Source organism: Serratia sp. LSHTC3, assembly GCF_057197125.1.
Genome location: NZ_JBXUNP010000002.1, coordinates 124,173 through 136,647 on the forward strand (window position 1 = coordinate 124,173; position 12,475 = coordinate 136,647).

Below are 12,475 nucleotides of genomic sequence, written 5' to 3' on the forward strand. Positions count from 1 at the left end.
CGACGTTGATATAACGAGCGTTGTCGTCGTTATAGAAACGCCGCGATCCTGCCATGAATATGTAACAAATTACAACAAGATATCGGCATTAATGCCGCTATTAACATTGTTGTAACCTGTTGGAATGCAATGAATTAGTATCGATTTTCTCTCTTCATTACAGCGTTTTTCACGATTGTGTATTTTTTGTCTGGGTTATTGTCTTTTTAATCGTAAATACATGGCTATTAATCCTGAAATATTTTAACTAACCAGTTTGTTGTATTGATTAATGTTACGTTTTGCATCAGCTCCTGTGTTATTCCGGGGTTCATGGCGGCTTGATGATCCGGTAAGGTAGTGAAAATTAGGTAACACTATCAACCAAGTGTTATTTTTCATCGGTAGAGAATCGGGGATATCAATTGTGAACATCAGGGATTTCAGAGCATTGGCGCGCAATTTGGTCAGAGAATTCGGCATGTTGAACAAGCAGAGCAACGGCTCGCGCTTTTCGCCGCTGCAGATCCATCTGATGATCGAAGTCAGCGAGCAGCCGCTGGGCGTCACCGAACTGGCGGCCCGGCTTTGCATCGACAAGGCCAGCGCCAGCCGGGCGCTGCGCAGCCTGGTGGCCGCCGGCGTGATAGAAACGGTGGATCATCCTGATGACAAGCGGCACAACCTGCATCGGCTGAGTAAACAGGGCGGCAAGACGCTGGCCGGCATCGAGAGCGACGCCGACGGTTTTATGCAGGCGGCGCTGGCGCAGTTGGACGACGATGAGCTGGCGAGCACCACTGCGGCGATGAAAAAGATGACCGCGGCGCTGCGCAGCGCGCGCAAACAGCGCGACGCCAATCTGCGGGTGCGGCCGATCGCCGAGCGCGACGATGCGGCGATGGCGGCGATCATTCGCGACGTGTTTCGCGAGTACGGCATGGACAAAATGGAAGGGGTCAGTCTGCACGATCCGGATCTCGATCGGCTGACCGGTCTGTATCGCGACAACGGCGGCCACTACTGGGTGCTGGAGCGGGACGGACAGGTGGTGGGGGGCGTCGGCATGGCGCCGCTGGCCGGCGAAGAGCCCGGCTATTGCGAGCTGCAAAAACTGTTTTTCAAACCCGGCGCGCGCGGGCTGGGCATGGCGCGCCATATGGTGGTGCAGGCGCTGAAGGCGGCGCGGGCGGCGGGGTATCGCTACTGCTACCTGGAAACCACCGAACAGTTGAAAGAGGCAATCGGGTTGTACTATGCGCTGGGGTTCACGCTGTTGACGGAACGGCGCGGCAATACCGGCCACCACGGCTGCAACGTATGCATGCTGAAAAATCTCCAGAGCGACGATATGTGAGCGGTTTCAAGGTTAGCGCCCGCGCCTTGTGTCACCCTGTTAACCGTTTGATAACAATCACAACGTTTTATCAGGGAGGAAACTATGTTGGGGGATCCGATGGCGCTGCCCGCGCTGGTCACGCTGGTGGTCATCGCGCTATGGGCCAGCGCCCGCTTGCCGGAGTATGTGGTCGCGCTGCTGTTCTTTACGGCGGTGATGGTCTTGCAGCTGGCGCCCGCCGCGGTGACCTTTTCCGGTTTCGCGTCTTCCGCATTCTGGCTGGTGCTCAGCGGTTTCGTGCTGGGCTCCGCCATCCGCAGCACCGGTTTGGCGGATCGCCTGGCCAACCGACTCTTGCCGCATCTGGCCGGTTCCTGGCCCCGGCTGGTGGGCGGCGTGGTGGCGATAAGCTACGCGCTGGCGTTTGTCATGCCTTCCAATATGGGGCGGATTACGCTGCTGATGCCGATCGTCATGGCGTTGGCCAATCGCGCCGGTCTGGCGGAAGGCTCGCGCGGCCGCATCGGTTTGGCGCTGGCGGTGGGGTTCGGCACCTTCCAGCTCTCCGCCAGCATCCTGCCGGCCAACGTGCCCAATCTGGTGATGAGCGGCGCGGCGGAAAGCGCCTATGGCAGCCATTTCGCTTATCTTTCTTACCTGCTGTTGCACGCCCCGGTGCTCGGGATCGCCAAAGGCGCGCTGCTGACGCTGTGCATCTGCGGCCTGTTCCGTGCGCGGCCGCAGCCGGTGGCGGCCGAGGCGGCGCAAACCCCGCTCAGCGCCGCCGAATGGCGGCTGATCGCGCTGTTGGGCGCCACGGTGCTGTTGTGGATGACCGACAGCTGGCACGGCATCGCTCCCGCCTGGGTGGGGTTGGCGGCAGCGTGTTTCTGCCTGTTGCCGCGTATCGGGTTTCTCAACGGCGAGCAGTTCGCCGTCGGGGTTAACGTGCGCACCTGTATCTACGTGGCGGGGATCCTGGGGCTGACCGCATTGGTCAGCCACTCGGGGCTCGGCGATCGGTTGGGCGGTGCGCTGCTGGCGATGATGCCGGATCTGCATGACAAACCGTTCGCTGCGTTCGGTTCGCTGGTGGGGATCACCGCGTTGCTGAATTTCGTGGTGACCGCCAATGGCGTACCGGCGCTGTTTACCCCGCTGGCGGAGGCGCTGTCGGCGGGCAGCGGTTTACCGCTGCTGACGGTGCTGATGACTCAGGTGATCGGCTATGCCACGCCGCTGCTGCCGTATCAGGCTGCGCCGATCGTGGTGGCGATGGGGATGGGCAAAGTGCCGGCGCGTGAGGGGCTGAAGCTATGCCTGCTGTTGGCCGCGCTCAGCTTTGCGCTGCTGGTGCCGTTGGATTATCTGTGGTTCAGACTGCTGGGGTGGATCCCGTAAACAGCCCTGCGCCGCCGGCAAAACAATCTTCGTCCAGCGTCAGAGTGGCGATTTTATGCACCGGTCCGCGCATGCTGACCTGAAAATCGCCGCTGAAGGCGATCTGCAGCTCGCCGCCCGGCATCCGCACGCTAACCCGATCGCCGACTCGTCCCAACTTGCGCATCACGCTGGCGGCGGCGCAGCTGCTGCTGCCGGAGGCGAGGGTAAAACCGGCGCCGCGCTCCCAGATGCCGATGCGCAGCGTCTGGCGATCGACCACTTCCACCAGTTGTACATTGGTGCGTTTCGGGAACAGCGGATGGCGTTCAATCTGCGGTCCGAGCCGATGCACCTGCGCCAGATCCAGTTTTTCCACCGGCACCACGCAGTGCGGGTTGCCCATCGACACCAGCGAAACGCTTAACGTCTCCTCCCTCAGGGGCAGCGGATAGTTCAGCGCCTCCGGCAGATCGATCAACGCCGGCAGCGCCGCCGGGCTGAAATTGGCGCGCCCCATTTCCACCGTTATCTGATGCGCGTCTTGCGCCACCTGGCAGCGCACGTCGCCGCCGGCGGTGTGCACCAAAAACGGTTGATGGCCCACGCGGCCGCTGTCAAACAGATAGCGCGCGTAGATACGCAGGCCGTTGCCGCTCTTCTCCGCTTCGGAACCGTCCGGGTTGATGATGCGCAGGGTGGGATTGACGGCGTCGCCGCTGTCGATCAGCAGGCCGTCGGAACCGATGCCGTAATGCGGGTGGCACAGCAGGCGGATCTGTTCATGGCTCAGCCGATCGGCGACCGAACGGTGGCATACCAGGTAGTCGTTGCCCAGACCGTGATATTTGTGGAACAGCAGGGGAGTCATGGCGTTGCTCGGCTCAGCGGAAAAAGGTCGCTACAGCTTACAACAGAACGTTGGCGTTAAAGCAAGCAAAAGGCGGCCTGAGCCGCCCTTTTGCACGATTGCCGATCCGGCCATTAATTGTAGATGATCGCGGTGCCGTGCAGTTTATTGTCACCGGTGGTGGCGATGATCTGGAAGGATTTTGCGCCCGCCGCATCGGCTTTGGCCGCCAGTTTGTTTTCCAGGCTGCTCAGGTCGGACGCGCCGCTGACGGTGACGACGCCGGCTTTTTGCAGGTCGGCGGGTTGTGCGTTAACCAGTTCGGCGGCGAAGCTGCCGAAGGAGACGGAAGCCAGTGCGATGGCGGCGATGGTCATTTTCAGGTTTTTCATGGTCTTATTTCCTATCTTTGTTCTTTACGATGTTTGTTTTGTAAGGTCGTTAAATTAATTAACGATCGATAATTTAATGTTAGATGCCGGTTTGACGGATTGCAAGTATTTTTTTAATGCTCGTTAATTAATTTTTTTTGACGCCCTGGCGTCGGGAGCACAACTTATCGCGATCCGTTGGTTTAATTTATTGTTATTGATAGATTTCTGCGGTCCCGTGCAGCTGGTTGTTACCGCCGGCGCCGATGATACGGAAGGATTTTGCACCGGCCTGATCGGCTTTGGCGGCCAGGCTGCTTTCCAGCGAGGTCAGATCGGATGCGCCGCTGACGGTAATGACGCCCACTTTCTGCTGGTCAGCCGGTTGGTTCTGGACCAAATCAGCGGCGAAGCTGCCGAAGGAAATGCTGGCCAGAGTGAGGGCTGCTAAGGTTAATTTTAAGTTTTTCATAATGTTAATTCCTTTCCGATAACGGTGAATAGAGGGGTTTAATCCGCTTCGCTAAATTATCTTAACGATCGATAACTAAATGCTAATCGGTTCTCGACGAGGGCGCAATATTTTTTTATAATGATCGTTAAGTTATTTGTGCTAACCCTGCTGTGGAGCGGGACAGGAGAGAATGATGAGCATCAATGAAGAGGTCTGCGGCAAAAAGAGCCGTGGCAGGCCGAAACAATTTGATCGCGACCGGGCGCTGGAAAGCGCGCTCGATCTGTTCTGGCGGCACGGCTATGAAGCCACCTCGCTGGCCGATCTGGTGGAAGTGACCGGCGCCAAAGCGCCAACGCTGTATGCGGAATTCGGCAACAAGGAAGGGATGTTCCGCGCGGCGGTGGAACGCTATCTGCAAAAATACACCACCTGCACCAACCAACTGTTGGAACAGGCGTTGCCGGTAGCCGAGATCGTCGAGGCCTACGTGCGTTCTTCCGTCGAAGTGTTTACCGATCCCGATACGCCGTCAGGTTGTTTTATGGTGTGCGCCTCCGCCGCGCTGTCGTCCGCGTCCGACGACGTCGCCCAGATGCTGCGCAAAAAACATCATGCCCAGGAAGCGGCGCTGAAAGCCTGTTTCGATCGCAAGGTGCAGCAGGGGGAACTGCTGGCGAAGACCGACACCGCGCTGCTGGCGAAATACGTCATTTGCACCATTGAAGGCATGTCGGTGCAGGCGCGCGAAGGGGCAAGCCGCAGCGATCTGCTGCGGTTGCTGGAGGCGTTGATGCTGGTGTGGCCGCGGCTCAGCCAGATTGGCAATAAGGTGTGACAACCGGCCCGGCTTTTACCGGGCCGTTTAACCCATTACTGATTGACCGGGATCACCGCGCCCTGGTACTTCTCGCGAATAAAGTCCTGAATCGGTTTTGAGTGCAGCACTTTGACCAGCGCCACGATCTCCGGCTTGTTCACGTCGGCTTTGTGCACGGTGATGATGTTGGCGTACGGGTTGTTTTCGCCGCTTTCGACCGCGATCGGATCCTTGGTCGGATTCAGCCCGGCGTCGATGGCGTAGTTGGCGTTGATCACCACCGCGTCGCCTTCGTTGTTGTTATACATCTGTGGCAGCAGCGCGCCCTCAACGTTGGCCTGGAACTTCAGGTGTTTCGGGTTTTCCACCACGTCGGTGATGCGCGCGTCCACTTTGCTCACCCCCGGCTTCAGCTTGATCACGCCTTCCCGTTCAAAAATAGACAGGATGCGGCCTTCTTCCGCCACCGCGTCGCGCATGATGATTTTGCCGTTTTCCGGCAGATCTTTCAGGCTCTTGTACTTCTTCGAGTAGATACCGATAGGCTCAATATGGATCGCGCCGGCGCTGACGAAGTCGTAGCTCTTGTCGTCGGCGTGGTCTTTCAGCACCGAGTTCAGGTAAGGCACGTGCTGGAAATAGTTGGCGTCAATGTCATGGCTGGCCAGCGCAGTGTTCGGCAGGATGTAGTCCTGGAAGCGCTTGATCTGCAGATCGATGCCTTCTTTTGCCAGTATCGGTTTAGCCTGTTCGAGGATCTCGGCGTGCGGCACGTTGGAGGCGCCGACCACCAGCTTGGTCGCCGCGGCGGCGCCAAAAGAAGCCAGAGTGGCGACGGAGGCGAAAGCCAACATCAGTAGGTGCTTTTTCATCATCGTTTTCCTTGGTTAATTAACGTTTATCGAGCGTTCTTGTCAGGGTGTCGCCAATGAACTGAATGACGAAAACGATCAGCAGGATCGTCAGCGTCGCCACCAGCGTCACGTCACTGTGGTTGCGTTGGAAGCCTTCCAGATAGGCCAGGTTGCCCAGGCCGCCGGCGCCGATCACCCCGGCCATCGCGGTGTAGCTCACCAGCGCGATCAGGGTGACGGTGATGCCGGAAACCAGCGCCGGCGAGCTTTCCGGCAGCAATACGCGGAAAATCAGGGTGCGGTTTTTGGCGCCCATCGAGCGCGCCGCTTCGATCACTCCTTTGTCGACCTCGCGCAGCGCGATCTCCACCAGCCGGGCATAGAACGGCGCCGCGCCGACGATCAGCGCCGGCAGGGCCGCATCTGCGCCGAGAATGGTGCCGATAAGCGACTTGGTGAACGGGATCAGCAGCACGATCAGAATGATGAACGGAATGGAGCGGAAGACGTTGACCAACACGGAGATCAGCGAGTAGACCGCCCGGTTCTGCAACAGCTGGCCCTTCGAGGTTAAAAACAGCAGCACGCCGAGCACGATGCCCAGCACCAGCGTGGCCAAACCGGCGATGCCGGTCATGTACAGCGTTTCCCAGGTGGCGTCCCACAGTTGGTCCAGACGCAGGTGGGGGAACAGGGATTCAATCATGTTGGATAACCTCGACGGCGATGTCTCTTTCGTTCAGCAACTTGAGCATGTCGGCGACTTGTTGTTCGTTGCCTTCGGCGTGGATGTACAGTTCGCCGAACGAACCGTTGAGGGTGTGGCTGATCTTGCCGTGCAGAATGTTGATGGTCAGGGCGTAGCGCCGGATCACTTCAGAAATCACCGCCTGATGGGTTTGCACGCCGACGAAGGTCAACTTGAAAATCGCCCCCGGCAGGTGGGCGGTGAGCTGCGGGTTGAAGCTCTCTTCGGTGTCCGCATACTGCGACACCTGTTTGACGAACTGCCGGGTGATCGGCTGCTGCGGCCGGGTGAACACGTCGAGCACCGGGCCTTCTTCGACGATGCGGCCGTTTTCCATCACCGCCACGCGGTGGCAGATTTTGCGCACCACGTGCATCTCGTGGGTGATCAGCACGATGGTCAATTTCAGCTGACGGTTGATGTCCAACAGCAGGTCGAGAATGGCGTCGGTGGTCTGCGGATCGAGCGCCGAGGTGGCCTCGTCGCACAGCAGCACGCTCGGGTTATTGGCCAGCGCGCGGGCGATGCCGACGCGCTGCTTTTGGCCGCCGCTGAGCTGCGACGGGTAGGCGTTTTCGCGCCCCTGCAGGCCGACCAGCGCGATCAGTTCCGCCACGCGCGGCGCAATCTGCGCCTTGGGCACGCCGGCGATCTGCATGGAAAACGCGATGTTCTGGCTGACGGTGCGCGACCACAGCAGATTGAAGTGCTGAAACACCATGCTGATTTTCAGCCGCGCCTGGCGCAGATGGCTGCCTTTGGCGCGGGCGATATCGAAGCCGCCGACGTCGATGCGGCCGCTGGTGGGCGTTTCCAGGCCGTTGAGCAGGCGGATGAGGGTGCTTTTGCCGGCGCCGCTGTAGCCGATGATGCCGTAAATTTGCCCGGCCTCTACCGCCAGGCTGACGTTGTCTACCGCTACGACGCGGCCCTGTGTGCTGTCAAAAGTTTTGCAAACGTTCGAAAGAACGATCATAGCGAAGCGGATCCTTATCGATACATCACAGCATTCCGTCCAGAGCGCGGTGCGCCGGACAGAGATCGTTCGGCTTTTCGGCTGACGGAACCTCTGTTGCGGGTGAATACCGGGCAATCCTACCGAGGGTTGATAGTGACAGGAAGAATGTAAAATCTATTACTTATTCTGATTTGATATATAAGGCGGCGGGGGAGGCGGGGGAAGAAAACCGGCCGCAGGGCGGCCGGCGAGATTGATGACAAACCTTATACCCTTGCCGGGTTGGCAGAGAGCACCGAATAAAAAACAAGGAAAATCAATTTATTGATTTTCGGCTGATCACCACAAAGAGGGGAAAAACCACGCTTTTTCCCCTCTTTGTCAATAGACTGACCGGCCGCAGGGCGGCCGGCGGAGGGCTAGCGTTTGTCCAGCTTCATGTGCAGCAGCGGAAACGGGTTGCCCTGGCCGTCGAGCGGCGAGCGGCCGGTGATGACAAACCCGTAGTGGCGGTAGAAGCCGCTGGCCTGCGGATTTTGCTCGTTCACGTCCAGCTGCAGCTCGTCGTGCAGCGTTTCCGCGTGGGTCAACAGCGCTTTGCCCACGCCTTGGCCGCGCTGATCGGCGTCGATAAACAGCATCTCCACCTTGTTGCCGTTCAGGCCGATAAAGCCGCAGGGATGCCCCGGTCGGTCTTCGGCCACCCAAACGTTGACCGCCGGCAGGTAGTCGTTCAGCACCAGCGGGAACAGCTGCGCGATGTTGTCTTCGGTTAAAAAATGGTGGGTGGCGCGCACCGAACGCAGCCAGATATCTGCCAATTGCGCGTTGTCTTCCGCCGCGCGTGCTCTGATGGTAATCATCGAACTCTCTGCTATCTAAGTTGAAGGAAAAGAAACTAGATAGAGGTTTTGTGGGGTTAGTGCCGAATTAACGTGGGTTAACGCCCTGCAAAGCGCCTCTGCAGTGGATCGAATAGGCCCGCCTTCTCGCAAGCGGTATAACAACTGTAATTCAGCAAGTTAATGCTTTCAACCGCCGCAGGGCGCAATGAGGCGTTCGTCGCGTGATACACTGGCCGCTGAACCAGCAAGAGGGCGGCAGGATGGAAGCGGTACGCGCAGCGATAGAAAAACAGGTGCTCAGCCTGACCGGGCTGGCGCTCGGCGGCGTTGATTTTGAGAACCCGCCGGGCGATCCGGGCTTGTTCGGCCCGCAGTCTGTCATCTGGCAGGTACATCGCGACTTCACCCCGATGCTGTGCGGCGGCGTCAGCGCCTTGCTGCTGCAAATGCTGCACCCGCTGGCGCTGGCTGGGGTGTGGGATCACTCCAATTTTCGCGAAGATATGATCGGCCGCCTGCGCCGCACCAGCCAGTTCGTTTCGGTCACCACCTTCGGCCCGACCGCCGAGGCGCAGCGGCTGATCGCCAAAGTCAAAGCCATCCATCTGCGGGTGACCGGCGTCGGCAGCGACGGCACGCCTTATGCCGCCAGCGATCCGGCGCTGCTGACCTGGGTGCACGTGGCGGAGAGCAGCCGTTTTCTGGCCAGCCACCTGCGCTACCGCAACCCGCACCTTTCCCGCGATTTGCAGGATCAATACTATCGTGAAGCGGCGCGCGTGGCCGCCGCGCTGGGGGCGACGGCAATTCCTCAGTCCTGCGCGGAGGTCGAAGAATACCTGCAGGCGATGCGGCCGCAGCTGGTGTGTGATGAACGCACGCAAGAGGTGGCGCGCATTCTGCTGAAGGCGCCGGCGCCGAGCGCATTGGCGCGCCCCCTCGGCGGGGTGGTGATGCAGGCGGGCATCGATCTGTTACCCGATTGGGCGCAGCGGCAGTTCGGTTTTCATCCGGGTGCGCTGCGGCGGCGGCTGGTGCGAACGGGCGCCGCCGGTTTGGGCAAGGTGCTGGGCGCGTCGATGCGCAACGGTTCCTATCAGCGTGCGGTGCGGCGCATCACTCAGCCATCATGAGCCGCAGCCGCTATAATTAGCCTTTGTTTATCTTCGTTTACGGCCGTTTTTGAGACTTTTACGGGTGATCCGGCCAGTAATGCGTTTTACACTTGGGGCAAAGCCACATTCCATTTTTGGCGCGCAGCCGATTCTGCCGCGCCCTGACCCTATTGAGGTGATATGAACGAGTCATACGTACTTGCTGAAGTCAGCAATGAGAACCAGACGCTGGTCGCGGTGGTTCAGCAAGATCACCGGGCAGCCTATTTTTACATCTATCCCGCCGAAGCCTACAGCGATCGCTATCAGGTGCGCGCCTGTTGGCTGCGCAATCTGGCCGCCGCGCCGCTGCAGGAGGATCGCGCCGCGCTGGAACAAGGGCAGCCGCCGATGCTGGCGGCGGAGTTTTGCCGCAACCTGGAAGGGGAAGCGCCGCTGAACCCGGAAGGGCTGATGGTGGTGTGGAGCGAAAGCGACGACGGCGCGGCCCTGTGGTATTACGGCCAACTGTTGGCGGTGATCCCCGGCTGGAGCCTGTATATCGATCATTCGGTGTGCTATTCGGCCAGCTGTATCAAGGAGAGCCCACTGGCCTATCCGCTCGGTTCGGCCTCGACCAACACCCAATATGCGCTGGCGGAAAGCACCCGCCAGTTTTGGCGCAGCTGGCAGCGTGAAGAGGGCAATCCGTGGCCGAAGATGCAGCGCGATTTTCAGGCGCGCTATGAGCCGCATTTCGGCCCTTCGGTAAAATACTACGCCATCGATCAGGGCAAGTGGCCGCCGATGGCCATCACCCAGCACGAACGCGACGGCATCTATTACTTCCTCACCATGGGGGTCAGCATCCGGCCGATGCCGTGGGTGGAGATCCTGTTCAACGACGAGGCTTCGCGCTATCGCCGCATGGAGATGGCGATCGCCATCGACAGTCAATACATGACCGAAGACAACGCGGTGCAGATGGCCAGCGCGCTGGCCGGTTTCGCTCATGCGCCGTGGGCGCGGCTGACCTGGATCGGCGAAGGACATACGCTGGAGTCCGACGTGGCGCCGCTGGGCTATGAGGGCTATATTTTATCGTCGTCCTTCTACCCGCATCACGCGCACCTGGCTCTGCCGCAGCAGTATGGCGATCCGGTTAACCTGTTCTGGGCCAGCCCGGTGTTTACCGCCGAGCGCCAATTGGCGCACGCCACGCCGAATGGCGGGCACGATCTGGTGCACAGGCTGCGCGAGCAGGGCGTCGACCATATTTTCCGCCCGCGCCAGCCGGTGTGCTGACGCGCTTATCTTTTCTTCAGGAGCCGCCATGACCACCGCGCTGTTGATTATCGATGTGCAGGAAGGGTTGTTTACGCCGCCGCCGGCGGATGCCGCGGGCACCGTTGCGCGCATCAATCAGCTGAGCGAGCGCGCCCGCCGGGCCGGTGCGCCGGTTGTCGTCATTCAGCACCATACGCCGGACGATGAGTTGCCGCACGGCAGCGCCGCCTGGCAAGTGCTCGCGGCGCTGACGGTGGCGCCGGGCGACCATCGGGTGGAGAAAACCACGCCGGACTCGTTCCTGCGCACCTCGCTCGGCGCGTTACTGATCGCCAACGGCGTATCGCAGCTGGTGGTGTGCGGCTACTCCACGCCGTTTTGCATCGATACCACGGTGCGCAGCGCGGCGGCGCGCGGCTATCCGGTGACGCTGGCGGCGGATGCGCATACCTGCCACGACAAATCCTATGCCGACGGCCTGCTGATCCGCACCCACCATAACGAGACGCTGTCGAATATCGACAGCTTCGGCGTGCCGATCCGCGCGGTGCCCGCGGCGGACATTGTGTTCTGAGAACGGAAAACGGGGGCCAATGCCCCCGTTCGTTATTTCAGGCCCGCCCGCCGCGCCGCCACCTTGGCCAGCGCCGCCCAGTCCAGATCCGCATCCCCCTGCGCCATCGCGTCGAGGAAGTTGTCTTTCAGCACCCCGGCGAACGGCATCGGCGTATGGCTGTCGGCACCGGCGGCCAGCGCCAGCCCGACGTCCTTCAGCCCCAGCGCCAGCCGGAATCCGGCGGGTGAATACTTCTCGGCGGCGATCAGCGCGCCATAGCCCTGATAGGCCGGGGCAGCGAAGACGGTGCTGCTCAGCATCTGCAGGTAGTCGGCGCCGGACACGCCGTAGTTGCGCACCAGCGCGCTGCCTTCCGCCATCGCTTCAATGGCGCTGGCCAAGGTAAAGTTGGTGGCGATCTTGACCACGTTGGCCTGCGCCGGATCGGCGCCGAAGTGCCAGGTTTTCTGGCCGAGGGCATCGAACAGCGGCTGCGCTTGCTTCAGCCGCTCGCTATCGCCGGCCGCCAGAATATTCAGCTTGCCGGCGGCGGCCACGTCGACCCGGCCCAGCACCGGCGCGGCGAGATAGCCGATGCCGTGTTCCTCATGCAGCGTCGTCAGGCGTTTGGCGAGTTCGACCGAGATGGTCGCCATATTGATATGCAGCGCGCCCGGTTTCATTCGCTGCAGCAATCCGCTGTCCACCACCACCTGTTGCGTGGCGGCATCGTCGGCCAGCATGGTGATCAGCACGTCGGCATCGGCCAACTGTTCCGGCCGCTCGGCCTGCCGCGCGCCGGCGCTCACCAGCGGCTGCGCCGCCTGCGGCGAGCGGTTCCATACCGTTAAGGCGAAGCCCGCCTGCAACAGGTTGGCCGCCATGGCGCTGCCCATCCCACCCAGTCCGGCAAATCCGATCTTCATCATGCGCTCCTTTT

Annotated in this window: 14 protein-coding genes; 6 read left to right on the plus strand and 8 right to left on the minus strand. The window is 60.5% G+C overall.

Going from position 1 to position 12,475, the window contains the following annotated elements:
- Positions 1 to 430 precede the first annotated feature (430 nt).
- Both AC2CGI_RS07830 and AC2CGI_RS07835 read left to right on the plus strand, forming a co-directional pair.
- Positions 431 to 1,336: a bifunctional helix-turn-helix transcriptional regulator/GNAT family N-acetyltransferase gene (locus AC2CGI_RS07830; protein WP_041922195.1), complete on the plus strand. Its 906-nt coding sequence runs from the start codon at positions 431 to 433 to the stop codon at positions 1,334 to 1,336.
- Between the two features lie 84 nt (positions 1,337 to 1,420).
- A complete protein-coding gene (locus AC2CGI_RS07835) occupies positions 1,421 to 2,719 on the plus strand; it encodes an SLC13 family permease (RefSeq protein ID WP_021503959.1) in 1,299 nt (432 codons plus the stop codon).
- Here the strand turns inward: AC2CGI_RS07835 and dapF are convergent.
- From dapF to bhsA (AC2CGI_RS07850), 3 genes are all read right to left on the minus strand, one after another.
- A complete protein-coding gene (gene dapF / locus AC2CGI_RS07840) occupies positions 2,694 to 3,569 on the minus strand; it encodes a diaminopimelate epimerase (protein WP_015377084.1) in 876 nt (291 codons plus the stop codon). The genes AC2CGI_RS07835 and dapF overlap by 26 nt on opposite strands.
- Positions 3,570 to 3,682: 113 nt before the next feature.
- Positions 3,683 to 3,940: a multiple stress resistance protein BhsA gene (gene bhsA, locus AC2CGI_RS07845; protein ID WP_004939517.1), complete on the minus strand. Its 258-nt coding sequence runs from the start codon at positions 3,938 to 3,940 to the stop codon at positions 3,683 to 3,685.
- Positions 3,941 to 4,133: 193 nt separating this feature from the next.
- Entirely contained in the window at positions 4,134 to 4,391 is a 258-nt protein-coding gene (gene bhsA, locus AC2CGI_RS07850; RefSeq protein ID WP_015377085.1) for a multiple stress resistance protein BhsA, read from the minus strand.
- A gap of 175 nt (positions 4,392 to 4,566) precedes the next feature.
- Between bhsA (AC2CGI_RS07850) and AC2CGI_RS07855 the strand changes: the two genes are divergently transcribed.
- Positions 4,567 to 5,211: a TetR/AcrR family transcriptional regulator gene (locus AC2CGI_RS07855; protein WP_004939509.1), complete on the plus strand. Its 645-nt coding sequence runs from the start codon at positions 4,567 to 4,569 to the stop codon at positions 5,209 to 5,211.
- 35 nt (positions 5,212 to 5,246) lie between these two features.
- On the opposite strand, the gene AC2CGI_RS07860 is transcribed toward AC2CGI_RS07855, so the two are convergent.
- The 4 genes from AC2CGI_RS07860 to AC2CGI_RS07875 form a co-directional block, all read right to left on the minus strand.
- Positions 5,247 to 6,065: a MetQ/NlpA family ABC transporter substrate-binding protein gene (locus AC2CGI_RS07860; RefSeq protein ID WP_004939506.1), complete on the minus strand. Its 819-nt coding sequence runs from the start codon at positions 6,063 to 6,065 to the stop codon at positions 5,247 to 5,249.
- Positions 6,066 to 6,084: 19 nt separating this feature from the next.
- On the minus strand, positions 6,085 to 6,753 hold the full coding sequence (locus tag AC2CGI_RS07865) for a methionine ABC transporter permease (protein ID WP_004939505.1): 669 nt from the start codon (positions 6,751 to 6,753) through the stop codon (positions 6,085 to 6,087).
- Positions 6,746 to 7,771, minus strand: coding sequence for a methionine ABC transporter ATP-binding protein (locus tag AC2CGI_RS07870; protein WP_015377087.1), 1,026 nt, complete (start codon positions 7,769 to 7,771; stop codon positions 6,746 to 6,748). The genes AC2CGI_RS07865 and AC2CGI_RS07870 overlap by 8 nt, the downstream gene beginning before the upstream one ends.
- A 401-nt stretch (positions 7,772 to 8,172) precedes the next feature.
- Entirely contained in the window at positions 8,173 to 8,616 is a 444-nt protein-coding gene (locus AC2CGI_RS07875; RefSeq protein WP_004939500.1) for an acetyltransferase, read from the minus strand.
- 242 nt (positions 8,617 to 8,858) lie between these two features.
- Between AC2CGI_RS07875 and AC2CGI_RS07880 the strand changes: the two genes are divergently transcribed.
- The 3 genes from AC2CGI_RS07880 (at position 8,859) to AC2CGI_RS07890 (ending at position 11,553) form a co-directional block, all read left to right on the plus strand.
- On the plus strand, positions 8,859 to 9,731 hold the full coding sequence (locus AC2CGI_RS07880; RefSeq protein WP_004939498.1) for an oxygenase MpaB family protein: 873 nt from the start codon (positions 8,859 to 8,861) through the stop codon (positions 9,729 to 9,731).
- 162 nt (positions 9,732 to 9,893) lie between these two features.
- The gene (locus tag AC2CGI_RS07885; protein ID WP_021503957.1) at positions 9,894 to 10,997 is read left to right on the plus strand and encodes a suppressor of fused domain protein; all 1,104 of its coding nucleotides are present in this window, start codon (positions 9,894 to 9,896) and stop codon (positions 10,995 to 10,997) included.
- A 28-nt stretch (positions 10,998 to 11,025) separates the two neighbouring features.
- Entirely contained in the window at positions 11,026 to 11,553 is a 528-nt protein-coding gene (locus AC2CGI_RS07890; RefSeq protein WP_015377091.1) for a cysteine hydrolase family protein, read from the plus strand.
- A 32-nt stretch (positions 11,554 to 11,585) separates the two neighbouring features.
- Here AC2CGI_RS07890 and AC2CGI_RS07895 read toward each other — a convergent pair whose 3' ends face one another.
- A complete protein-coding gene (locus tag AC2CGI_RS07895) occupies positions 11,586 to 12,461 on the minus strand; it encodes an NAD(P)-dependent oxidoreductase (protein ID WP_021503956.1) in 876 nt (291 codons plus the stop codon).
- Positions 12,462 to 12,475 lie beyond the last annotated feature (14 nt).

Bases quoted from the DNA above. Each gene is read 5' to 3' on its own strand.
- AC2CGI_RS07835 (WP_021503959.1), top strand. From the start codon at position 1,421: ATGTTGGGGGATCCGATGGCGCTGCCCGCGCTGGTCACGCTGGTGGTC.
- dapF (WP_015377084.1), bottom strand. From the start codon at position 3,569: ATGACTCCCCTGCTGTTCCACAAATATCACGGTCTGGGCAACGACTAC.
- bhsA (WP_004939517.1), bottom strand. From the start codon at position 3,940: ATGAAAAACCTGAAAATGACCATCGCCGCCATCGCACTGGCTTCCGTC.
- bhsA (WP_015377085.1), bottom strand. From the start codon at position 4,391: ATGAAAAACTTAAAATTAACCTTAGCAGCCCTCACTCTGGCCAGCATT.
- AC2CGI_RS07855 (WP_004939509.1), top strand. From the start codon at position 4,567: ATGAGCATCAATGAAGAGGTCTGCGGCAAAAAGAGCCGTGGCAGGCCG.
- AC2CGI_RS07860 (WP_004939506.1), bottom strand. From the start codon at position 6,065: ATGAAAAAGCACCTACTGATGTTGGCTTTCGCCTCCGTCGCCACTCTG.
- AC2CGI_RS07865 (WP_004939505.1), bottom strand. From the start codon at position 6,753: ATGATTGAATCCCTGTTCCCCCACCTGCGTCTGGACCAACTGTGGGAC.
- AC2CGI_RS07870 (WP_015377087.1), bottom strand. From the start codon at position 7,771: ATGATCGTTCTTTCGAACGTTTGCAAAACTTTTGACAGCACACAGGGC.
- AC2CGI_RS07875 (WP_004939500.1), bottom strand. From the start codon at position 8,616: ATGATTACCATCAGAGCACGCGCGGCGGAAGACAACGCGCAATTGGCA.
- AC2CGI_RS07880 (WP_004939498.1), top strand. From the start codon at position 8,859: ATGGAAGCGGTACGCGCAGCGATAGAAAAACAGGTGCTCAGCCTGACC.
- AC2CGI_RS07885 (WP_021503957.1), top strand. From the start codon at position 9,894: ATGAACGAGTCATACGTACTTGCTGAAGTCAGCAATGAGAACCAGACG.
- AC2CGI_RS07890 (WP_015377091.1), top strand. From the start codon at position 11,026: ATGACCACCGCGCTGTTGATTATCGATGTGCAGGAAGGGTTGTTTACG.
- AC2CGI_RS07895 (WP_021503956.1), bottom strand. From the start codon at position 12,461: ATGAAGATCGGATTTGCCGGACTGGGTGGGATGGGCAGCGCCATGGCG.